Origin of the sequence: Natronomonas amylolytica (assembly GCF_037031205.1) — an archaeon.
Taxonomy (GTDB): domain Archaea; phylum Halobacteriota; class Halobacteria; order Halobacteriales; family Haloarculaceae; genus Natronomonas; species Natronomonas amylolytica.
Window position 1 is genome coordinate 263315 of the sequence record NZ_JAYEZM010000005.1, and the last position, 21590, is coordinate 284904.

Below are 21590 nucleotides of genomic sequence, written 5' to 3' on the forward strand. Positions count from 1 at the left end.
CTCAGAGCAGCGGCGTGCCGTCGGCCTCCGACCCGAGTTTCGGCCCGACGTCCGCCTCGTCGTCGATGACACGACGCTGCTCGTAGTCGGTCGACCGCTCGACCGGCACGCGGCCGATGGAGCGAATCATGTCGACGTACTCCTGGAACGAGCGGAACTCGCCATAGTCGCCGCCGGCGCGCTTGGTGATCTCCTCGGAGAGAATCGTGCCCATGAAGTCGTCGGCCCCGCAGTTCAGCATCTTCAGCCCCTGTGTGTCGCCGTACTTGACCCACGAGGACTGGATGTGGTCGACGTTGTCGAGAAAGAGCCGCGAGACGGCGATCATCAACTCGTCCTCGTCGGTCGTCGCGCCGGCCTCGACCATGCCGCGCTCCTTCAGCGGCGTGTCGTGGTGGATGAACGAGAGGGGAACGAACTCCGTAATCGCGCCGGTTTCCTCCTGCAGGTCGCGAATCCGGTCGAGATGCATCGCACGATGGGCCTCGTTTTCGACGTGGCCGTACATGATCGTCGCCGTCGTATCGAGGCCGACCTCGGCCGCAGCGGTCATGGCTTCGACCCACTCGTCGGCGCCCACCTTGCCGGGACAGATGACCTCCCGGACCTCGTCGACCAGTATCTCGGCGGCCGTCCCCGGCACGGAGTCGAGGCCGGCGTCCTTGAGCCGCTCGAAGACCTCCACGTAGGACCAGTCGGTACCGCGGCGGGCGTGGTAGGCCTCCTCCGGCGTCATCGAGTGGACGTGGGCGCCCGTGGCGCTCATCGCTTTCATCTGCTCGACGTAGGTGCCGGGGTCGTCGTCGTATTCTTCCGGGGGCTTGTAGTTCAACTCGCCTGCCTCGGCGAGCGATTCGGTTTTGGCCTCCAGTATCTCGCGGTGTTCCTCGTCGAGGGCGAAGGCGGGGTGGAGGCCCGAAACCGAGGTCACCTCGTAGACGCCGCGGTCGACGGCGTCGGCGACGATGTCGCGAGACTGCTCGGGCGTCTTGGTGAAGCCAGCGTTCTCGCCCTCGTAGTCGGCTTCGAACCGCTGGGCGGCGTCCTTGAAGTTGCAGAACAGACAGCCGACGTTGCAGGCGGTCGTGACGTTGTTGTTGATGTTGGCAACGAAGGTGACCTCCTCGCCGACCACCTCCGCGCGGCGGCGGTCGGCGGCCTCCAGCACCTGCTCTTTGCGCTGGAGGTCGATACCCTCGGTGTCGCTGCCGGTCGTCAGCAGTTCGATGGCGTCGTCGACATCGAGGCGGTTGCCGGCCCGCGCTTTCTCCAGCGCGTTTTCGAATGACTGGTCGGTTTCGGGCCGGTGATCGAAGGCGAACTCCTCGCGGGGGACGTTCGCCGACGCCTCGAACGCATCCATATCACCCCCTTCTTTTCGAACCCCAAAACCCCCACGGGTACCGGCGATTCGGTCAGGCGTTCCGGCAGCCGTCTCAGAGCTCGCCGTCGACGGCCGTCTGCATGGCGTCACTGTTGTAGGCTTCCCCGTAGTCGCCGTCGGGTGTCATGACGATGACGCCTGCCGACCCCTCGACGAGGTCGCCGAACTCCGCGACCGCGGCGTCGGCCGCCTGTTGGGCGTCGAGGCCGTCCTCGAGGAACTGGCTGGCGCGACGGGAGAGGTTCAGGCGGGCGATGTCCTCGCCGGCGCCGGTGGCCGAGACGCCACCGACCTCCGAGCAGTAGAAGCCGGAACCGATTTGCGGCACGTCGCCGACCCGCCCCGCAAGCGCCAGCCACCGGCCGCCCGTCGAGGTGGCCGCGGCGATGTGGTCGCCGTCCGTGGCGACCGCGCCGACGGTGTCGTGGTCGCGGTCCGTGGGAGTGTCGTCGGAATACTGCTCCCCTTCGGGGTCGCCGCCGAAGCGCTCGGAAACCCACTCGGCGTGATTTTGCTTGTCGCCCTCGGGATACTCGTCGAGGTCGTCCCACTTCTCCTGCATCCGCTCGGACCACAAATCGACGCCCGTCTCGACGCCGTAGGCCTCCGCGAGGTCGACGGCGTGGACGCCCGACAGCATGACGTGCGGCGTCTCCTCTTTGACGAGACGGGCGACGTCGATGGCCGCCTCGACGCCCGGCATACTGCAGGCCGCGCCGGCCTCGCGGTCGTCGGTCATCAGGCCCGCGTCGGTTCGGATGTAGCCGTCCGACTGGACGGCCGACCCGACGCCCGCATTGAACCACGGGTCGGCCTCCAGTGTCCGAATCGCCGCGCGGACCGCCTCCGTCGGATCGGTTTCGTCGGTACCTGCGGCGGCCGCCTCGTCGAGTACCTGCTGACGCTCGTCGGGTTCGTCGGGCGGGCTTCCGGCGCCGCCATGGACGATGATGCGCATATCTCGACTGCGGCCGACGGCGAGTTACGCCTTGTGCCTTCGGGCAGTTTCGGACGGTCGGCCACTTGATAAAGTCCTTCCCGTTTGTTCATGCAAAATTCGCCGCGAGAGCGGTACGCCTTTCAGGGGGCCCGTAGAATTCCATCCATATGGGATACGACAAAGTCGAGGTGCCCGCCGAGGGCGAGAAAATCGAGGTAACGGAGGACGACGAACTCGTCGTACCTGATGACCCCATCATTCCCATCATTCACGGGGACGGAATCGGGACGGACGTGGGACCGGCCGCACAGAAGGTGCTGCAGGCCGCCGCGGACGCGACGGGACGGGAGATTCACTGGATGCGCGTCTACGCGGGCGAATCCGCCCGCGAACGCTACGACGAGAACCTGCCCGAGGAGACCGTCGACGCCATCCGGGAGTACAAGGTCGCCATCAAGGGCCCGCTGACGACGCCCGTCGGCGCCGGCTTCCGGAGCCTCAACGTCGCGCTGCGCAAGAAGCTCGACCTCTATACGAACGTTCGGCCGACCTACCACCTCGACGGCGTCCCCTCGCCCGTCAAGCGCCCGGAGCAGATGGACATGGTCTCCTTCCGGGAGAACACCGAGGACGTCTACGCCGGCATCGAGTGGGAGGCCGGCACCGACGACGTCGAGAAGGTCCGTGACTTCGTCGAAGACGAGATGGGCTTCGATTCGACCATCCACGACGGTCCCGTCGGCATCGGCATCAAGCCCATCACCGAATTCGGCACCAAGCGCCTCGTCCGCAAGGCCATCGACTACGCCCTCGAAAACGACCGCGATTCGGTCACGCTCGTCCACAAGGGCAACATCATGAAGTTCACCGAAGGCGCCTTCCGCGACTGGGGCTACGAGGTCGCCGAGGAGGAGTACGGCACCGAAGTCATCACCGAGGACACGCTCTGGGAGGAGCGTGACGGCGAACAGCCCGAGGACGCCGTCGTCGTCAACGACCGCATCGCCGACAACATGCTCCAGCAGATCCTCACCCGGACCGACCAGTACGACGTGCTGGCGCTGCCGAACCTCAACGGCGACTACCTCTCGGACGCCTGTGGCGCCCAGATCGGTGGCCTCGGCATCGCGCCCGGCGCCAACATCGGCGACGGCCGCGTCCTCGCCGAGCCCGTCCACGGCTCCGCACCCAAGTACGCCGGCCAGGACAAGGTCAACCCCTCCGCGATGATCCTCTCCGGCCGCATCATGCTCGAACAGATGGGCTGGGACGACGCCGGCGACCTCATCCGCGACGCCGTCGAGCAGACCATCTCCTCGAAGAAGGTCACCTACGACATCGAACGCCAGATCGAGGGCGGCGAGAAACTCGCGACCAGCGAGTACGCGCAGGAAGTCGTCGACAACCTCTACGACCTCGCCTAGGGTCGTTGTAGCTAAATTTCGTTTTCTTATTTCGCTTCGTTGTTCCCATCGTCCATTTATAAATAGAGCTTGGCGACTGCTCAACCGTCAACAGCCGGAAAGCCCTCGGCGCGCTGGCGGTCGCTGAATGGGATACCCTCCCTTCGGTCGGGTAGTGCCCGTTCAGCGACTCCCCTCCGGCGCCACCGCGCCTCGCCCTTTCCGTCCTCCGAGGAACTGCACCGCGCCTGCCCTTCCCCGGGTTGCGCGGGCTTACGGCCCGCTCACCGCACCGAGGACTCGCTTCGCTCGCCCTCACAACAGCTCGCGAGGGTCGTCGAGAGCGACCACTCGCTCCCGGCCAATTAACCATTCAATAGGCGCGCGCTGGGCGACCGCCGCGAACGCTCCCGTGAGCGGCGGTCGGACGAAACCGTGCGAGGGACGACCGACTGAGCGCAGCGAAGGAGGGAGTCGGCTGGGGAGGTGTGTGGTTCGGTCCCTGGCGGAATCGAAGGGCGAAGTCGGCTGGCGACGAAGTGGGGTCGCTAAGCGGGCTCTATCCGAACGAAGTGAGGATATCCCGCTGAGCGACCGCCACCCGGCTGAGGGCTTCGGAGGTTGCGGTCCCTTTCGAGTAACTGTCCTAAGAAAATCCGAATTTAAATAGTCCTAGGCGGGGTCTTCAGCCACCTCGATAACCTCAAGACGCACGTCCCCCTCGGGAACCCCGAGTCGAGCGAACTGGGTCCGCACGTGTTCTTTGGCGGCTTCGATAGCCTCGCCCCGTTCCTCGAAGCCGCGCGGCATCGGGGACTCGAAGGCGACCTGAATCTCCTCGCCGTCGATGGTCTGGGTCGTCCCGCCGCTTTCGACCCGGTAGAAGGCATCGCAGACCCACACGTAAGGCGCCTCGTCGTCGGGCGCGCCCCGGAACTGCGGTGGGTCCTCGCCGCGCTCGTAGAGCGTCCCGGTAAGCGCCGTCCCCCCGGCGTGCCCACGGATGTGAAGCATACGCACACTACGACGTTGCGGGATAAAAACCGTGCGCCGAACGGGGTAGTTGCCGGGTCAGGCCTCGGCGTCGGCCATCGCGACGTAGGTGTGGGTGTCCTCGACGCCGTCGAGGTTCTGGATTTCGGTGGCGGCGATGTCCTTGACGTCGGCCGGCGACGGCACGTCGACCTTGGCGATGAGGTCGACGTCGCCGGCGACGATGTGGGCGGAGACGACGCCCTCGATGCCCTCGATGTCCCGCTTGAGGCGGTCGGCTTCGCCGGTGTGAGCCTTGACCATGACGTATGCGACGACCATTTCAGACACCTCCCGCGGCGACCGCGTGGTCGTTGCCGCCGACGATAATCTGCTGGACGTCCTGCAGGACGCTGAAATCGGCGATGACGACGAGTCGGTCGCCGACTTCGAGGGAGACGTCGGGGTGGGGCAGTTCCAGCGCTCCCGATTCCTTGCCGAACGCCAGTACCCGCGCGTCGGCGGGCAGCTCCAGCTCCGAGAGGGTGTACCCGCGCATCGGCGAATCCTCGGTGACGGTCAACTGGACGAGCTGGAGGTTCTGAGCGATGTCGGCGACGGCGCGGACGTTGCCGCCGACCAGCGCGTTCTTGGCGGCGATAGCGCCGAGCCGTTCGGGGTAGATGACCTCGTCGACGTCGGAGGCGTACTTGCTGATGACGTACTCGCGGTAGTCGTCGTCGACCCGGAGGACGGTCCGACAGCCGTGGGACTTGGCGATCATGCAGGCGATGACGTTGGCGGTGAAATCACCGGAGAGGCCGCCGAGGCCGTCGGCGTCTTCGAGGCCGGCGCTCACGAGGGTCTCCTCGTCGCTGCCGTCGCCCCGTACCACCTCGAAGCCCTCGTCTTCGAGTCGTTCGACCTTCGTCTCCTCGGGTTCGATGAGCACGACGTCGTGGCCCTCATCGCGCAGCACGCGGGCGGTTCGCATCCCCACGCGGCCAGCTCCAACGATAACGAATCTCATGGGGGTCCCTACGGCGACCGGCCCCAATAATGTTACTCTGTGACATGGTGTCTTGGGCCAAACCTTTTTCGAGACGGTCCGCGAACACCCGGCATGGTTCGTGCGTTTATCATGGTGAGGGCCGGCGCCGGCCACGCGGAGTCGCTTCTGGAGACGGTTCGGGGCCTCGAACGCGTCGTCGAGGCCAACATCGTCGCCGGCGATTTCGACATCATCGTCGAAGCCGAGGGCGAGGAAGTCTACGACGTTATCAACTCCGTGGCGACCGAAATCCGGTCGACTGACGGCGTCAGCGATACGAAGACGTACGTCTGTCTCGAGTGACACCCACCCGTCAGTCCTCGTAGGGGTCGCCGTGCCGTTCGACCCACGCCTGCAGTTCCTCACGCTGTGCCTCCAGCCGCGGTGACGTCTCCGCGTATGCGTGGTCGAAGACGTCGTCGGAGTCCGGGGAGGCGGTTTCGGCCTCCTTTCGTGCCGCATCGAAGGTCGTCTCGGCCTCGGTGCGGGCCTCGGCGACGAACTCCTCGTCGACGATGCCGGCCTCGCGTAGCCACGCCTCGAAGCGGTCGATGGGGTCTCGGGTCCGCCACTCCGGGAAGGACTCGCGGTCCGCGTAGCGGTCGGGGTCGTCGCTCGTGGTATGGGGACCCTGCCGGTAGGTCAGGCTCTCGACCAACACGGGCGTTCCCTCCCGAGCCATCACCAGCGCCTCGTCGACGACCTCGTAGACGGCCAGCGGGTCGTTGCCGTCGACGCGGACGCCCTCGAAGCCGTAGGCGTCGGCCTTTTCCGCGATGGTGTCGCTCGCGGTCTGTCTCGTCTCGGGCGTCGAGATTGCCCAGCCGTTGTTCTCACAGAAGAAGACGACGGGCGTCTCGAAGACGCCGGCGAAGTTGAGGCCTTCGTGGAAATCGCCCTCGCTGGTGGCGCCGTCGCCGAAATAGCAGATGACGGCCTCGTCGGTGTCCTGATAGTTGGCGGCCATCCCCAGTCCTGTCGCATGCGGAATCTGGGAGGCGATGGGCACCGCCTGCGGGAGGATGGGAACGTCGTGGTCCGAGCCGAATTCCGGGTAGCCGCGGCGAAAGCGGAGGATGTCGGCCATCGGGACGCCGCGGGCCAACTGCATCGCGTTCGACCGATAGGTCGGCGCCAGCCAGTCCTCGTCGCCCATCGCCAGCGCGGCGGCGACCTGCGAGGCTTCCTGACCGCGGTACGGCGGATAGCCGCTCATCCACCCCTGTCGCTGGAGGGCGAAGGCACGCTCGTCGAAGACCCGCGCGCGGACCATCTCTCCGAGGAGACGCCGGGACCGTTCGGGGTCTATCTTCTCGGGGTCGCGCTCACCGATAACGCGGTACATACCGCTCCCTCGTTCGGCGGGGCCAAAGCCGTGACGGCTGGACGGATAAACCAAAGAGGCTCGACACCCTAGGCCGGGTATGGTCTCCGCCTTCGAAGCCGTGGGCTTGCTCGTGCTCCTCGGCATCAACACCGCGCTGGCCGCCGTGTTGACTCGGGTGTTCCGGACCCGCCTCGACACGCGGTGGGGCGGTGCGCTCTATACGGTCCTGCTGACGCCCGTCGCGTTGCTCGTCGTGACGCTGTTTCTCGGACAGGTGCTCGGCCCCGACCTCGGTGACGCCGCGACGGTCGTCGGCCTGACCGTCCTCGTCCCGCTGACGGTCGGTATCGCCTTCGATTACTTCTGGATGCCAGCCCCGGAGGACGTCGAGGTGCCCGACACGCTGTGAGCAGCGAGCGGAACGGGTTATAAATCGAGCAGGTTCGTCACGGCCCGTTCGGCCGCGGCGATGACCTCCTCCGGGGACTGCGTCGCGTCGATGCGGACGAACCGCTCGGGTTCGGCCTCGATGAGTCGCTCGTAGTTCTCCTCGACCTGCCCGAGGTAGTCGACCGTCTCGAACTTGTTGGTCGCGCCCGCGCGCTCGGCGCCGACGTGTGGCGGCACCTCGAAGTACAGCGTCGCATCGGGCGGCCGCGTGAACGGCTGGTGGATGCCGCGAACGTACTCCATCGGCCGCTTGAGCACCCCTGACAGCGTCGCGCCCTGATAGGCGTACCGCGAGTCCGAATAGCGGTCCGAGACGACGACTTTCCCCTCCTCTAAGGCCGGCCGAACCACCCGCGAGAGGTGGTCAGCGTGGTCGGCGGTATATAAGAACAGTTCCGCCAGCGGGTCCGCCTCGTCGTCGCCGATGGAGCGATTGACCGCCTCCCCGTACCACGACTCGGTCGGCTCTCGGGTGAACACCGTCTCCTCAGCGGGGAGAACATCCTGCAACGCCTCGGCGACGGTCGACTTCCCACTGCCGTCGAGGCCCTCCAGCGTGATGAGCATATCCGAGCGTTGTCGTCGGCGCTTAAGAGTGGCCGGGATATTCGGCGGCCGACTGCTATATCCACGAACATGCATACCACCCAAAATACACAATCGTTTTTACGCACGAACACGCCACGTCAGGTATGCCCGCCTACACCGCGACCGTGACCGTGCGGCTGAAGCACGGCGTTCTCGACCCGGAAGCCGAGACGACCCAGCAGGCCCTCGAACGGCTTGGCTTCGACCTCGAGGACCTGCGGTCGGCCGACCGCTTCGAGGTCGACCTCGATGCCGAGGATGCCGACGCGGCCGCCGAACGCGCCACCGAGATGGCCGAACGCCTGCTCGCGAACCCGACCATCCACGACTACGACGTGGAGGTCACCGAAGCCTGATGACGGTCGCAATCACGATGATGGCGACGTCCGACTCACACACGAGGTGTTCGTCGTGACCGTCGCCATCATTCGCTTCGGAGGCTCCAACTGCGACCGCGACGCCCTCCGCGCGCTGGAGCACCTCGGCATCGACGCCGAAATCGTCTGGCACGAGGACGGTCTGCCGGCCGACGCCTCCGGCGTCATGATTCCCGGCGGCTTCTCCTACGGTGACTACCTGCGGGCCGGCGCGATGGCCGCCCGCTCGCCCATCATGGACGAAGTTCGCGAAGCGGCCGACGACGGCACGCCCGTCCTCGGCGTCTGCAACGGCGCCCAAATCGGCTCCGAGAGCGGCCTGACGCCCGGCGCCTTCACGACCAACAAGAGCGCCCGCTTCCAGTGTGAACCCGTCCATCTCCGCGTCGAGAACGCCGACACGCCGTGGACGGCCGCCTACGAGGAAGGCGAGGTCATCGAAGTCCCCATCGCCCATGGCGAGGGCCGCTTCGAACTCCCCGACGACCACCTCGAAACGCTCAACGACGAGGACCGCGTCATCTTCCGCTACTGCGACGCCGACGGCAACGTCACCGACGCGGCGAATCCCAACGGCTCGAAGGAGAACGTCGCGGGCGTCCTCGGCGAATCCGACAACGTCGCGGTGCTGATGCCCCACCCCGAACGGGTCTCGTTGCCGGATATCGGCCCGACGGACGGACAGGGCGTCCTCGACGGCTTCGCCTGATTTCCGAACTGCCGCAGAAGGAGATTGACTCCGTTTTTTAAGATTAGTTAACGAGCGGCTGGTTGTACGTCGTCTCCTCGGCCATCACGTACTCCCACGTCGCCTCGCACTCGCAGGTGACCTCCTCGAAGACGGAGGGGTCCTGCCGGAGGTCGAAGTCCTTGATGGCCGTCTGGACGAGGTCGTCGCACTCCCCGCAGTTGTGCGGGCCGCGGTCGGAGCCGTGGCCGACGGGGTCCGAGACGACGATGGCGTCGACGTCCGCGGTCGATTCCAGCACGTCGGCGACCGACCACAGCCACGGCGGCCGATAGCCGCCGTCGTGGTAGAGTTCCTCGACCATCGTGTGCCGCTGGACGTTACAGGGGTTCATCGAGACGGTGTGGCAGCCGTCGACGCCCGCGCATTTCCGCACCGACCGCTTCATGTCCTCGACGGCGTCCGGTTCCGCGAGGAAGGGCGGCTTCATGAGAAGGTAGGCCTTGACGCCGGCGTCGGCGGCCTTGGCTTCTGCACACGCATCCTCGAAATCCTCGAAATCGAAGTACTTGTTGACGGCGTCGTGGCGGACCCGGTCGGTCGCGGTTTCGAGGCCGACGGCGACGTCCGTCTCGATGCCGCGGTCGGTGAACTCCCGGAGTTTCTCGCGGTCGACGAAATCCGGCAGGGACTCGACGACCATCCGGTCGCGGTCGGCGAACGTCTCGGCGATGGCATCGCGCGTCTCGGCCGGGACCTCCCGCTCGTCGAGGAAGGACCCGGAGGTGTATATCTTGATGAGGCCGGCCTTCTCGTCGCCGTCGAGGTTCTCGGCTTCGTGGTCCAGACAGTATTCGATCTGGGTCATCAGGTTCTCGTGGCCGACGCTGCCGCCGTCGACCGATTCGGCGACGTAGCCGCACATCGTACACCCGCCGGCGCGGGCCCACCGACAGCCGCCGGTGTTGAGGATGATGGTCAAAGACTGGTAGACGCCGTCGGGGGTGTTGTCCTCGTCGAGCCAGACCCGCGTCGGTTCGGTTGGGTCGTAGGTCTCGTCGTTGCGGGCCCGGATGTCGCGCATCACCTCGTTGTGCGCGTCCATCCCTCGGCCCTGCTCGTAGGCGTCGGGACTCGGTTGACTCATTGGCGGCCCTAATATACGAGCGCGGATAGCCGTGTCGTTCCAGCCTCGACTGCCGGTCTTATCGGCTGGCACCGAATATGGGCGCGGTCAGCCGCCACAGCACGGCACCGAGGCCCGCGCCCCCAGCATTGATGAGGCCGTCGAGGAGTGACATCGTCCGATAGGAAAGCGTCCCCTGCAGGAGTTCGATGAAGGCGCCGTAGAGGGTCGATATCCCGGCCGCGAGCAGGAGCGCGCGCCGGTCGGCCGACAGTCGGGCGTAGCCGATGGCGCCGGCGAATCCGGCGTAGGCGATGACGTGGAGATAGACGGTCGTGCCGATACCGAACAGGGTCCGCGGGACGCCGTCGTCGACGACCGTCACCGACGAATAGAGGATGACGACCGCACAGGCGAGGACGCCAGCGTAGCGGAGCGCTCGGGGCGCGACCGGCAAGGAACGGCTCACGCTCGACGCGTGCCACGGCGCCATATTTAAACCCCCGGTTCGTCCCGGTCACGATACTACCCCCTAGCCCCGAAGAACCGGCGGCGCCTGCCGCGTTCGGACGCCGCCCCCGGTTTTCGCCCTCGTGAAGGTGTTCGGGCGGATGGCGACGATGTAACTGATAGTGGTTTCGCAACGGTGGCAACTATTACGCCAATTGCGACCCTGTATCTAGTGGGATAAGTTATCATGACAAATTTAGGTGGATTCCACGACCACGTCGCTCGCGTCGACCTCTCGGAGGGCGACGTCGCCTACGAGGGCGTCGACGACGACGACGCGCGAAAGTACATCGGGGCGCGCGGTCTCGGTGTCAAGTACGTATTCGACCAGGGGACGGACGTCGACCCGCTCGGACCCGACAATCTGCTGGCCTTCATGAACGGGCCGCTGACGGGCTCGCAGACGACCATGAGCGGGCGTATCGCCGTCTGTACGAAATCGCCGCTCACCGGGACGGTCACCGACAGCCACCACGGCGGCTGGTCCGGCGCTCGCCTGAAATGGGCCGGCTTCGACGGCCTGCTCTTCGAAGGGAAGGCCGACAAACCGGTCTACGCCTACATCGAAGACGGCGAGGTAGAGCTTCGGGACGCCTCGCACATGTGGGGCTATGGCGTCCACGAGACGCGCGACGAACTGGAAGACGAACTCGACGGGGAGTACGGCAAGAACCTCTCGATGATGGCCATCGGGCCGGGTGGCGAAAACCAGGTCAAGTACGCCAACATCGTCAACGAGGACGACCGGGCCTCGGGCCGCGGCGGCACCGGCGCCGTCATGGGCTCGAAGAACCTCAAGGCCGTCGTCGTCAAATCCAGCACGAAGATGCCGAAGCCCGCCGACCCCGAGACCTTCAAACAGGGCCACAAGCAGGCGATGGAGGTAATCCGGGAATCGGACGTGACCGCGCCCAACGAGGGCGGCCTCTCGCTGTACGGCACGAACGTCCTGATGAACGCCACCGAGGAGATGGACGGCCTGCCGACCCGGAACGGCCGATATACCTCGACCGAAAGCGAGGCCACCGAGTCCCCGAGCGAACCCAACATCGACTCCGAGAAGGTCTCCGGGGAGAACGTCCGGGAGAACATCTTGGTCGACGAGCCGACCTGCCATTCCTGTCCGGTCGCCTGTAAGAAGGAAGTCGAGGTCGACGTCACCCACAAGGGCGAGGACATGAACGTCCGCATGGAGTCCTACGAGTACGAATCCGCGTGGGCGCTCGGGCCCAACTCCATGAACGACGACCGCGACAAGGTCGCCGTCATGATCGACCTCTGTAACGACCTCGGCATCGACACCATCGACTCCGGCAACATGCTCGCGATGGCGATGGAGGCCTCCGAGAAGGGCTACATCGACGAGGGCATCGACTGGGGCGACGCCGAAGCGATGATCGACATGCTCGAGAAGATCGGCCACCGCGACGGCGACCTCGCCGACACGCTCGCGGAGGGCGCCGAAGGCGTCGCCGATGCGCTCGACGCCCACGACTGCCGTCTCGACGTCAAAGGTCAGACGATGGCCGCCTACGACCCCCGGTGTATGAAGGGCATGGGCATCGCCTACGCCACGTCGAACCGCGGGGCCTGCCACCTGCGGGCCTACACGCCCTCCGCCGAAATCCTCGGCCTTCCCGAGAAGGTCGACCCCATCGAATGGGAGGGCAAAGCGGAACTGTCCGCCACCTTCCAGGACATGCACGCCATCAGCGACTCCTTCGACATCTGCAAGTTCAACGCCTTCGCCGAGGGCATCGAGGAGTACGTCCTCCAGTACAACGGCATGACCGGCCGCGACGTCAGCGAGAAAGAACTCAAAAAGGCCGGCGAACGCATCTGGACCCTCGAACGCTACTACAACAACCTCGTCGGATTCGACGGCTCCGACGACTCCCTGCCGGACCGCTTCGTCGAAGGCCACGAGGACGCCGTCCCCGGTCAGGGCGGCGTCGAGGGCAGCCTCGTCGAACTCGACCAGATGAAAGAGGCCTACTACGAGCACCGTGGCTGGGTCGACGGCGTCGTCCCCGACGAGAAACTCGACGAACTCGACATCGACGTCGGGCCCGGGACCGGCGTGAGTGCTGGCGACTCTGCGGCGCCGGCTGACGACTAGCGAACTTTTTGCACGGGCGGCCTGCGGCCGCCCGGCAAAAACTTCGATGAAAAAGACACGGCGGGCCTCCCTCGCCTCACGGCTCACTTCGTTCGCCGTTCGGCATATCCGAGACTCCTCACTCCGTTCGGAGTCTCGCAACCGGTCGGCCCTTGGTCCCGCGCTCGCTTCGCTCGCGCGGCGAACCGCCTCGGGGGCGACCTTCGGACGCCCCCGAAGCGGATGCAAGCTACCTATTTTTGTAAAAACGTCTACGTCGCCGAGTGGATGGTGTAGTTACGCCGTCGCCGCTTCGTACTGCTCTCGCGTAACGGTGTATCGTCGGAGGTCGCGCATCTCATCGTCCTTCGTGATCCAGTTTCGCAGGAGGCCGTCGTACTGGCCGCCGTGGGCCTCGATGTACTTCTCGATGGCCCGGCGGGACTGCTCGTTGCCCGGCTGGTGGGAGGCACCGACCACTTCGAGGTCGAGGTCCTCGAAGGCCCACTGCATCAGCGCGGCGGCTCGCTCGCCGGAGTAGCCACGGCCCCAGAACGGCTTGCGGAACCAGATGCCGAGGCCGCCGGTCTTTCGGTCTCACGCGAACCGCATGTTCGTCAGGCCGACGAACTCGCAGGCGTCGTCTTCGCTGTCTCGGGGATAGACGACGTAGGTCGCCTGCTTGCGACTCTCCCACTCGTCTTCGAGTTCGTCGAGGTAGTCGTCGGTCTCCCACATCACGTGCTCGTAGCCTGTCGAGGCCTCACAAAGTACGGCCGACTCAGGTCGAGTCCTTCCCGATGACGACCGACTCGCGCAGTTCGAGCGCGCTTTCGAACTCCGCGCGGCGGTCGAGTTCGCCGCCGAGTTGCTTGAGATGCTCGGCGTGGGTGCGTCGCAGGGCCTGCCACTCCCGGTCGTTGAGGCCCATCTCCTCGCCGACCTCGGCCCAGTGGCCCTCCGCGACGAGGAAGACGGCTTCGGCTTCGTCCTCGTAGACGCACTCGTAACGCCGGACGTACTCCGCCAGACGCGGTTCGAGAAACACCTGCGCGCGGTCCGCGAGGTCCGGCAGGCGCTCGCCGGAGACCGAGGCCTTCGCGGCGCCGAGCACCAGCGCGTTCCCTTTCAGCGGCCCGCCAGCCATCTCAGCCCCCGGCGCGAATCGCCTTCTGTTCGAACTTCCCGATGAGCGGTTCGAGGACCTCGGCGTCGCCCTCGAACGCGACGGTGACCTCGTTGAGGGTAATCGAGCCGACGGGGTTTACCTTCCGCTCGTCGAGCGACACACTCCAGCCGTCGCCCTCGACGCGGTCGCCGCCGTCGACGGCCTCGCCGCCGAGGTTCTCGAGGTACTGGACGGCCAACCGCTGGGAGATACCACGGAACTCGCGTGTCTCCTGCATCTATCCACCGGCCACCGGCGGGAAGACGCTCACCCGGTCGCCGTCGTCGAGTTCCGTCTCGGTCCCCCCCAGATGGACGACCTCCCGGCCGTTCTTGAGGACGGTCAACTGCGGTTGGATGTCGCCGTCCTCGTCGAGTAGTTCCCCGACGAGTTCGGGGTATTCCTCCTCGATGGACAGCAACACATCGCCGATGGTCGCATCGTCGTCGGCCTCCCAGTCGACGGTTTTCTGACCGACCGCCGCCCGGAACGTCGCGAAGAACCGCAGTTCCAGTTCCATGGCGCCCCGTTGGTCCGCGTCCGTCATAAATCGGAGAGTCGCACGCCGTCCTCGACGAGGCGGGCGTTGCGCTCGCGGTCCAGTTGGGCGGCGAGCCAGTCGTGTTCGTACAGTTGGGCGATGAGGTCGGCATACAGGTTCCGCCACGCGATGGCGAAGATGGGCGATTGCCCCCACGCGCGCAGTTCGGGGACGAACTCGTCGTATTTCTCGCCGCGTGCCTCGAAGTGTTCGATGACGTCGAGGACGGCGCTTGCGGCCTCGGTGTCGTCGTCGGCGTCGTCGAGCAGTCGGTTCAGCCGCTTGTTGTACCCCTCGACGGCCCGCTGCATGTCCTGTGCCGCGCCGCCGTCGTCCTCGGGAAGCGACTCCAGAAGCGGTCCGGGGACGCCCAACTCGATTTCGTCCATGGGTGATACTGGAACCACCCGACCAAAAAGGTGGCCGGCGATGGCGCGGCGTCAGCGATTCCGGGTCCCCGACGAGAGGGCGTAGCCACCGAGGACCAGCAGGCCGAACATGAGCGCGTCGACCACCGAATAGGCGCCGACGACGAGTACCTCCAGATAGATGGCCCCGGTAACCAGCGTGGTATGCGGGAGCGACCAGAGGACGGCGTAGCCGACGAGGACGCCGAGAAACGCCGCGAGGGTGCCGACACCGAGCACCGACGGCGGGTCGTCGTTCGCGGTCGAGCCGTAGGCGTACCCGACCGCGGCGAAGCCGACCACGGCGACGGTCGTCCACAGGAGTTTGGTCGACAGCGACAGCATCGCCACGTCGAGGGTTTCCCTGACGACGCGGAACGTCGGCAGCGACCGTAACGGAACCACGACGGCGGCGATACAGAGTGTCGGCACTGCGAGGAGGGCAGGGCGGTCCATACACGGCCGTTCAGCCGAGTTCGTGAAAAAAGCTACCGCTCGGCGACCGCTATCGCTCCTCGCAATGCCGAACGTCGACGGCCGACCCGCGGGTCGCCTCGACCATCGCCCGGCCGTGACAACTCGCCCGGCCGACGCCGAAGGCCTTCGGCCCCTCGAAGATGACCTCGTCGCCCGGCCGAATCGACGCGTCGGCGTCGATGACGCCCGGCGCGAGGACGCTCCCGCTCGGAACGAAGCCGTCGATTTCGACGGTCTTGGTCGGCGCATCGCTTTCCTGCCACGCGTGGGCGCCGGCGCCGGTCAGCGACAAGGTGCCGTACTGGGCGACCTGCGTCGCCAGCAGTTCGCCGTCGGCATCGCGAACCCGGAGTTTCGGATACCGACCCTCCGTCGAGATGTTCTCGCCGAAGACCTCGTCGCCCGCGCCCTCGCCGAACTGGTAGTCGGCGATGGCCCGGACGATGGACTGCTCGCGCTCACTTTTATAATAACTCTCCTCGCCCTGCAGGGCCTTCGCGAGGTTTCCGAGGGATTCGGTCGTCGTCGGGTGGTCTTCGACGGTGTATTCGAACTCGATGCCGAGCGACTCCTCGACGCGCTCGCAGATCTCCCGGTAGCCCTCGCCCGGGACGTGGGCGATGTGGCGGTCGTAGTCGGCGCGTTCCAGATAGCGTTCCAGCACCGCGGCGACGAACTCGATTTCGGTCGCGGTCCACTCGCCGGTCACCACGCTGTCGTAGTGTTGGGCGGGATAGGTCGTCTCCAGTTCGCTCGGGACGACGCCGATAGGTGAGGTCATCGAGACGACGTGGCCCCGATACTGGATGGCGTCCATGAACTGCCGGTGGCTCTGGGAGTCGCTGTAGGGCTTCCGTGCCGAACACGGCACGAGGACGAGCGGGCCCTTCAGGCGGCGCTGATACCGACTCGTCACCCGGTCGGCGAAGCGCTGAATCTCGGGCCGACGAATGCTGTCGTCCGTCGCGGCCAGCAGTTCGTTCCGGCGGAAGACGGGCGTCCGTTCCTCGACGTAAGCGTACTGCTGGTCGAGGCGGCGGAAGGCCGCGGTCAGCCACGCCTCGTGGCGGGCCTGGCCCTCGATGTAATCCCGGAGACGACCCTGTGAGATGCGGTGGCGGACCCGGGCCATCTCCGCGCGGAGGGCGTTGGCGTTGTGCTCGGCACAGTCGGCGCGGGAGAACTCCGAGACCGACTGTTGACAGGCCTCACAGGCACACGGCAGTTCGTCGAGGTCTTCGAGGAACTCCTCGCCGTCCGTGGTCAGATAGAAACCGTCGAGGCCGCGCGTCCGGGCGCGTGTCTCGTCCAGCAGGTCGACGCCGGCGTAGACCAGCGTCGCCGCGTTAGCGGGGGTGGCGACGCCCGAGAGGTACAGTGCGGTGTCGTCGGGAACCGCCTCCTTCGTCTCCAAGAGAGCCTCCACGAACGCCTCGGCGTGGCCAGCGTAGCCCGGCGCGCCGGCCAGCACGTAGGCGTCGGCGCCGTAATCGTCGGCCGTCCCCGGCGAGACGACGGCCGCGCTCGGGAAGTCGACGTCGGGGTAGTCGACTGCGAAGGCCTCCTCGACCGGCTGTTCGGTGCCCGGCGGCAACGCTCGGTGGGGCAGCACCGTCAGCGTCGATTCGTCGCCGTCCGGCACCTCCTGTGTCTCGTGCCAGCGACTGCCGGCGTCCTCGACGATATCGTCGACGAGCGCCGGCGTCGAAACCGGCTCCGAGAGGCGCAACTCGCCCCGACGAGCGGCGCCGTCGCGGGCGTGAACCTCGAAATACTCGGTCATGGCTGTCCTTCGTCGGCCGGTCCGTAATTGTCCGTCGGTTCGGCCCGCCCGTGGCGCGTCGTGGAACGTGTCGCTTTTCAAGACGCGCCGCTCACCCGGTAGTATGGCATTCAGTACGTCCCCCCGGAGGTGTCGGCTGTGAGTCGCGAGTACACCGAAATCACGGTCATCGGGGAGGACGACACCGGACTCATCGCCCGGGTGACGACCCTGCTCTTCGAGCGGGACATCAACATCGAGGACCTCGACCAGGCGGTCCGCGATGGCGTGTTCCGCATGACGATGTCGGTCGACACGTCGGGGATGACCTGCACGGAGGCTGAACTCCGCGAGGCCCTTGACGAACTCGGCGACGACCTCGGCGTCGAGGTGCAGGTCCGATTCCCGGCCGACCGCGAAACCCAGACCATCGCCGTCCTCGTCACGAAGGAATCCCACTGTCTCGAAGCCCTCTTCGAGGCGTGGGCCGACGGCGAGTTGGGCGCCGAAATCAGCGTCATCATCGGCAACCACGACGACCTCGAACCGCTGGCCGACCACTACGGCGTCGACTTCCACGACGTCGGCGACGAGAAGGGCAGTCCCGACGAGGAGCGCCTGCTGGAGGTGCTGGACGACTACGATACGGACCTCATCGTGCTGGCGCGCTACATGCGCATCCTCAGTCCGAACGTCGTCTTCCGATACGAGGACCGCATCATCAACATCCACCCGAGCCTCCTGCCGGCCTTCCCCGGCGCCGAGGCCTACCGGCAGGCCCGCGAGGAGGGCGTCCGCATCGGCGGCGTCACCGCCCACTACGTGACGACCGACCTCGACCAGGGACCAATCATCACCCAGCGGGCGTTCAACGTTCCGGCGAAGGCCGACGTCGAGGAAATCGAACGGCGCGGCCAGCCGCTGGAGGCCGAGGCCCTGCTCGAAGCCGTCCGACTGCATCTCGACAACGCCGTCCACGTCTATCACGGCCGCACGGAGTATCGCGACGACGTCGACCCCGAGGATTATCAACTGGGACTTCCCGAGTCGTTCGAGGAGCGCCAACCGGACCGGCCAGTCGACGGTCTCGGCGGCGTCGTCTCCCGAAGCGCGGACGGCGAGTAACCCATAGCTTTTTTTTAGGCTAGCCTAAAATCGAGTGCGGAGCCGGGACGAACGACTGCTCGGTTCGTTCCGACGACACCGGGATTCCGGACACGCCGTGGGCATCGCCCGGAATCGTGGCGTGCCGTTCCGCGTCTGTCCCCTTCTGCGATACCCCGACGCGTAGTAAAAGGACCGCGTTAGGCGTGAGCGCCGTTCGATTCCTCGTCTTCGTCGTGGCTCTCCGGCGGTTCGCTGATCTTCTTGAACGCCCAGATGAATCCGACGAAGACGGCGAGGGTCGCGAAGACGGCCAGAAGGACGACTGGCATCGCCGGGTCCGAGAACGTTTGTAGCGGTATCATGTTCGGCCGTTCACGGCAGGGAGATAAAAACGGCAGGGATTCACGGTCGACCGTTCGGCGGTCGGTCCGCGCCGACGAACTTAGAGGTTCCGCACGGTCTCGACGGCCTCCGAGAGCGGCGGCGCGCTGAACAACTCGCGGTCGAGGTAGGCGTTGGTGCCCGCGGTGTACATGTCGCGGACGGCGTCGACGACGTGGTCGTCGAGGGGTTCGGGGTCGACCGCACAGAGTTCGCGCCAGTCGGCGATGTCTTCGTCCTTGGCGCGGGCCTTGGCCGCCTCGACGGCGTCGACCCACTCCGGTTGGGTGCGCTTGTGGTACTGCCGAACGACCTCCTTGGAGAGTTGCTGGCCCTCGTAGGAAAAGCGGTTCTCGTCGAAGGTGCCGACCACGTCGGCGACCCGGATTTCGCCGTCGAAGTAGAGACACTCGATTTTGCCGTCCTCGTGTTTCAGTCCCGCCTCGGCGGCCTTCTCAGTCACGATGTCGTTGACCTCGCGGGCGACTTCTTCGAGGTCGTCGACGTCGGCCTCGCCGGCGATGTAGTCGGCGTTGTCCCGCGTCAGGTAGCGGTCGGATTCCTCGTACTTCGTCGAGAACTCGACGACCGGTTCGGGGAGGTCGATGGGTTCGTCGGGCCACGCCTCGAAATCGAGGCCGAAGTCGGCGGGGTCGGCCCGCGAGCGCAGCGACGACCCGACGGGGACCGTGTTCCGGAAGACGATTTCCAGCGGAATCAGGTAGTTCTCGCCCGCCTCCTCGTGGAAGGCGGTGTAGTCGTACTCGCGGCCCTCGTGGGGCAGGTCGGGCACGCGCGTCAGGTCGATGGCCATCTCCCGCGGCGGGGCGGCCGTCTCGTCCAACGGGACGACCTCGCCGCTGTTGGCGACGACGCCGCGGTAGTGGGTCGGGATGCCCTCGGCCTCCAGAGCCTCGAAGTTCGCCGCCCCCATCGCACACAGCGAGGCACCCTTGTTCGGAATCGAATCGGGCATTTTCCCCCAGTCGAACACCGAGTAATCGTCCGTGAACACGAAGGCGCCCGTCCCGAGTTCGTCCGCCGTCGCGGCTTCCTCGACACGGAACTCCTTGACGCTGGTCATTACTGTGTGGGTGCCTGCGACGGCGGAAAGGCGTTTCCATCGGTCTCGGCCTGTGGGACGGCCCCCGCGTCCCCCGCCCCGTTACAGTTGCTCGCTTGATTCCAGCGGGCCGTCGAGTCGCTCTTCGACGTCCTCCTCCAGTTTGTAGCGCTGGACCTTCCGGGTCCCGCTTCGGGGCAGTTCGTCCACGAAGAAGACCCGCCGCGGATGGGCATAGGAGGCGACGTGTTCGAGGGCGAACTCCCGAATCTCGTGTTCGGTGGGCGACTCGGATTCCTCGACGCTCGGTTCGAGAACGACATAGGCGACCGGTGCCTCGCCCTTCCGCTCGTGTGGCGCACCGACGACGGCGGCGGCCTGTACGTCCGGATGCTCGAAGAGGGCGTCCTCAACCTCGGCGGGATAGACGTTCTCGCCGCCGACGATGAGCATGTCGTCGGCACGGTCGACCATCCAGAGGAAGCGGTCCTCGTCGATGCGGGCGATGTCGTCGGTGTAGAACCACCCCTCCTCGTCGAAGACCTCCGCCGTCTTCTTCGGCAGTTCGTGATAGCCCTCGAAGACCTGTGGGCCGCGAATCGCGATTTCGCCGGTGACCTGCTCCTCGTCGTCGGGGTCGATGCCGTGGTCTTCGAGCGTCTTGGCGGCCGTCGGGTCCAACGCCTCCGGCGGGACGCGCGTCTCGCGGCTTATCGGGTCGACCAGTTTGATTTCGACGTTCGGAAGGGGTTGGCCGATACAGCCCGCGCCCTTGGTGACGCCGTAGGTCGATTCGGTGGTGCCGGCGGGGGAGGTTTCGGTCATGCCCCAGCCTTCGGTTATCGGAGTGTCGAAGGCCTTCTCGATGCGGCGGCGGGTGTCGTCCGCCAGCGGCGCCGCGCCGCTGCCGAGGGTGGTGATGCTCGAGACGTCGTACTCATCGGGATTGGCCTCCATCTCTTCGAGCATCTCGATGTAGACGGCGGGAATGCCCGCGAAGGAGGTCACCTCGAACTCGGTGATGGCCGAGAGCAACTCCGAGGCTACGGGCATCGTCCGGAGAACGACGGCCACGCCGTTGTAGACGCTGGTGAGCATGACCGTGCTGAGCCCGTACATGTGGAACAACGGGAGGAAACACAGTGAGACGTCCTCCTCGGGGTCCGACCCGCTGCGGGAGGTGTACGCCTGAACGGTCGACAGCAGGTTCTCGTGGGTCGTCAGGACGCCCTTCGGGTCGCCGGTCGTCCCCGAGGTGTAGCACTGGACCGCCACGTCGTCGAACGCGCGGTCGGGCCGATCGAACTCGGCCGGGGCATCGTCGACGTGTTCGTCGTAATCCCCCAGTCCCTCGGCGCCGCCCGGAATGAAGGCTAGTGGTACCTCCTCGGCGAGGGCCGTGCCGACGCTCGGGAAGACCGGCGAGGTGATAAGCGCCGCCGCGTCGGCGTCCGAGAGGATGTACCGGAGGCTGTCGGTGTCCATGCGGTGGTTCAGCGGGACCGCGACGGCGCCGGCCTTGATGACGCCGAAGAAGGACTCGGGGAACTGCAGGGAGTTCTCCAGATACAGCGCGACGCGGTCGCCGGGTTCGATGCCCGCCTCGACCAGCGCGTTCGCCACCTGATTCGACCGCGCGTCGAGGTCCTCGTAACTGTACTCCTCGCCCCGGTACTCGAAGGCGAGTCTGTCCCCGTACCGTTCGGCACCCATCGACGGCAGGTCGCCGAGATGCCGCAGCGGTTCCTGCTGATAGAACTTCATCGAACA

27 protein-coding genes are annotated in these 21590 nt (G+C 66.2%); 7 read left to right on the top strand and 20 right to left on the bottom strand.

Annotated features, from left to right (window positions below; all coding sequences use genetic code 11):
- Nucleotide 1 precedes the first annotated feature (1 nt).
- Nucleotides 2-1363: a 7,8-didemethyl-8-hydroxy-5-deazariboflavin synthase subunit CofH gene (gene cofH, locus U5914_RS09220; RefSeq protein ID WP_336135462.1), complete on the bottom strand. Its 1362-nt coding sequence runs from the start codon at nt 1361-1363 to the stop codon at nt 2-4.
- 73 nt (nt 1364-1436) lie between these two features.
- Entirely contained in the window at nt 1437-2342 is a 906-nt protein-coding gene (locus U5914_RS09225) for an isoaspartyl peptidase/L-asparaginase (protein ID WP_336135463.1), read from the bottom strand.
- A 149-nt stretch (nt 2343-2491) separates the two neighbouring features.
- Here U5914_RS09225 and icd point away from each other — a divergent pair, with 149 nt between their 5' ends.
- A complete protein-coding gene (gene icd / locus U5914_RS09230; RefSeq protein WP_336135464.1) occupies nt 2492-3748 on the top strand; it encodes an isocitrate dehydrogenase (NADP(+)) in 1257 nt (418 codons plus the stop codon).
- A gap of 651 nt (nt 3749-4399) precedes the next feature.
- Here the strand turns inward: icd and U5914_RS09235 are convergent.
- Genes U5914_RS09235 through U5914_RS09245 form a run of 3 tightly spaced genes read right to left on the bottom strand, consistent with a single transcriptional unit; the run spans nt 4400 to nt 5729 of the window.
- Nucleotides 4400-4741, bottom strand: a complete 342-nt coding sequence (locus tag U5914_RS09235; RefSeq protein WP_336135465.1) for a DUF7113 family protein — start codon at nt 4739-4741, stop codon at nt 4400-4402.
- Between the two features lie 57 nt (nt 4742-4798).
- Nucleotides 4799-5041: an Lrp/AsnC family transcriptional regulator gene (locus U5914_RS09240; protein WP_336135466.1), complete on the bottom strand. Its 243-nt coding sequence runs from the start codon at nt 5039-5041 to the stop codon at nt 4799-4801.
- Nucleotide 5042: 1 nt separating this feature from the next.
- Entirely contained in the window at nt 5043-5729 is a 687-nt protein-coding gene (locus U5914_RS09245) for a potassium channel family protein (RefSeq protein WP_336135467.1), read from the bottom strand.
- Between the two features lie 93 nt (nt 5730-5822).
- Here U5914_RS09245 and U5914_RS09250 point away from each other — a divergent pair, with 93 nt between their 5' ends.
- Entirely contained in the window at nt 5823-6053 is a 231-nt protein-coding gene (locus U5914_RS09250; RefSeq protein ID WP_336135468.1) for an Lrp/AsnC ligand binding domain-containing protein, read from the top strand.
- A gap of 10 nt (nt 6054-6063) precedes the next feature.
- Here the strand turns inward: U5914_RS09250 and U5914_RS09255 are convergent, their stop codons facing one another.
- Nucleotides 6064-7095 carry a thiamine pyrophosphate-dependent dehydrogenase E1 component subunit alpha gene (locus U5914_RS09255; RefSeq protein WP_336135469.1) on the bottom strand — a complete coding sequence of 344 codons (1032 nt, stop codon included), beginning with the start codon at nt 7093-7095 and terminating at the stop codon, nt 6064-6066.
- Nucleotides 7096-7174: 79 nt separating this feature from the next.
- Between U5914_RS09255 and U5914_RS09260 the strand changes: the two genes are divergently transcribed.
- Complete coding sequence (locus tag U5914_RS09260) at nt 7175-7486, top strand: DUF7991 family protein (protein WP_336135470.1); 312 nt, start codon at nt 7175-7177, stop codon at nt 7484-7486.
- A 17-nt stretch (nt 7487-7503) separates the two neighbouring features.
- Here the strand turns inward: U5914_RS09260 and tmk are convergent, their stop codons facing one another.
- Nucleotides 7504-8094 (bottom strand): dTMP kinase, encoded by a 591-nt coding sequence (tmk, locus tag U5914_RS09265; protein WP_336135471.1) that lies wholly within the window; start codon nt 8092-8094, stop codon nt 7504-7506.
- Nucleotides 8095-8219: 125 nt separating this feature from the next.
- Between tmk and purS the strand changes: the two genes are divergently transcribed.
- Nucleotides 8220-8471 (top strand): phosphoribosylformylglycinamidine synthase subunit PurS, encoded by a 252-nt coding sequence (purS, locus tag U5914_RS09270; protein WP_336135472.1) that lies wholly within the window; start codon nt 8220-8222, stop codon nt 8469-8471.
- A gap of 55 nt (nt 8472-8526) precedes the next feature.
- The gene (purQ, locus tag U5914_RS09275) at nt 8527-9201 is read left to right on the top strand and encodes a phosphoribosylformylglycinamidine synthase I (RefSeq protein WP_336135473.1); all 675 of its coding nucleotides are present in this window, start codon (nt 8527-8529) and stop codon (nt 9199-9201) included.
- Nucleotides 9202-9244: 43 nt separating this feature from the next.
- On the opposite strand, the gene U5914_RS09280 is transcribed toward purQ, so the two are convergent.
- Together U5914_RS09280 and U5914_RS09285 are read right to left on the bottom strand one after the other, a co-directional pair.
- Nucleotides 9245-10327, bottom strand: coding sequence for an archaeosine biosynthesis radical SAM protein RaSEA (locus tag U5914_RS09280; RefSeq protein ID WP_336135474.1), 1083 nt, complete (start codon nt 10325-10327; stop codon nt 9245-9247).
- 58 nt (nt 10328-10385) lie between these two features.
- Nucleotides 10386-10775, bottom strand: a complete 390-nt coding sequence (locus tag U5914_RS09285) for a VanZ family protein (RefSeq protein WP_336135475.1) — start codon at nt 10773-10775, stop codon at nt 10386-10388.
- Between the two features lie 228 nt (nt 10776-11003).
- Between U5914_RS09285 and U5914_RS09290 the strand changes: the two genes are divergently transcribed.
- Entirely contained in the window at nt 11004-12935 is a 1932-nt protein-coding gene (locus tag U5914_RS09290) for an aldehyde ferredoxin oxidoreductase family protein (RefSeq protein WP_336135476.1), read from the top strand.
- Between the two features lie 276 nt (nt 12936-13211).
- Here U5914_RS09290 and U5914_RS09295 read toward each other — a convergent pair whose 3' ends face one another.
- From U5914_RS09295 to arcS, 8 genes are read right to left on the bottom strand one after another with little or no spacing between them, the layout of a single operon-like run.
- Nucleotides 13212-13487 (bottom strand): GNAT family N-acetyltransferase, encoded by a 276-nt coding sequence (locus U5914_RS09295; RefSeq protein ID WP_336135594.1) that lies wholly within the window; start codon nt 13485-13487, stop codon nt 13212-13214.
- Nucleotides 13488-13511: 24 nt separating this feature from the next.
- On the bottom strand, nt 13512-13652 hold the full coding sequence (locus tag U5914_RS09300; RefSeq protein ID WP_336135477.1) for a hypothetical protein: 141 nt from the start codon (nt 13650-13652) through the stop codon (nt 13512-13514).
- Nucleotides 13653-13695: 43 nt separating this feature from the next.
- The gene (locus U5914_RS09305) at nt 13696-14061 is read right to left on the bottom strand and encodes a DUF8048 family protein (RefSeq protein WP_336135478.1); all 366 of its coding nucleotides are present in this window, start codon (nt 14059-14061) and stop codon (nt 13696-13698) included.
- A 1-nt stretch (nt 14062) separates the two neighbouring features.
- The gene (locus U5914_RS09310; RefSeq protein ID WP_336135479.1) at nt 14063-14320 is read right to left on the bottom strand and encodes a MoaD-like domain-containing protein; all 258 of its coding nucleotides are present in this window, start codon (nt 14318-14320) and stop codon (nt 14063-14065) included.
- Nucleotides 14321-14602 carry a ubiquitin-like small modifier protein 1 gene (locus tag U5914_RS09315; protein WP_336135480.1) on the bottom strand — a complete coding sequence of 94 codons (282 nt, stop codon included), beginning with the start codon at nt 14600-14602 and terminating at the stop codon, nt 14321-14323.
- Between the two features lie 23 nt (nt 14603-14625).
- On the bottom strand, nt 14626-15012 hold the full coding sequence (locus U5914_RS09320) for a DUF7971 family protein (protein WP_336135481.1): 387 nt from the start codon (nt 15010-15012) through the stop codon (nt 14626-14628).
- 51 nt (nt 15013-15063) lie between these two features.
- Nucleotides 15064-15486 carry a hypothetical protein gene (locus U5914_RS09325; protein WP_336135482.1) on the bottom strand — a complete coding sequence of 141 codons (423 nt, stop codon included), beginning with the start codon at nt 15484-15486 and terminating at the stop codon, nt 15064-15066.
- A 49-nt stretch (nt 15487-15535) separates the two neighbouring features.
- Entirely contained in the window at nt 15536-17290 is a 1755-nt protein-coding gene (gene arcS, locus U5914_RS09330) for an archaeosine synthase subunit alpha (protein WP_336135483.1), read from the bottom strand.
- A gap of 138 nt (nt 17291-17428) precedes the next feature.
- Between arcS and U5914_RS09335 the strand changes: the two genes are divergently transcribed.
- The gene (locus U5914_RS09335; protein ID WP_418766758.1) at nt 17429-18394 is read left to right on the top strand and encodes a formyltetrahydrofolate deformylase; all 966 of its coding nucleotides are present in this window, start codon (nt 17429-17431) and stop codon (nt 18392-18394) included.
- Nucleotides 18395-18573: 179 nt separating this feature from the next.
- On the opposite strand, the gene U5914_RS09340 is transcribed toward U5914_RS09335, so the two are convergent.
- The 3 genes from U5914_RS09340 to U5914_RS09350 form a co-directional block, all read right to left on the bottom strand.
- The gene (locus U5914_RS09340; RefSeq protein WP_336135485.1) at nt 18574-18738 is read right to left on the bottom strand and encodes a hypothetical protein; all 165 of its coding nucleotides are present in this window, start codon (nt 18736-18738) and stop codon (nt 18574-18576) included.
- A gap of 80 nt (nt 18739-18818) precedes the next feature.
- Nucleotides 18819-19841, bottom strand: coding sequence for a phosphoribosylaminoimidazolesuccinocarboxamide synthase (locus U5914_RS09345; protein WP_336135486.1), 1023 nt, complete (start codon nt 19839-19841; stop codon nt 18819-18821).
- 81 nt (nt 19842-19922) lie between these two features.
- Entirely contained in the window at nt 19923-21584 is a 1662-nt protein-coding gene (locus tag U5914_RS09350) for a class I adenylate-forming enzyme family protein (RefSeq protein WP_336135487.1), read from the bottom strand.
- Nucleotides 21585-21590 lie beyond the last annotated feature (6 nt).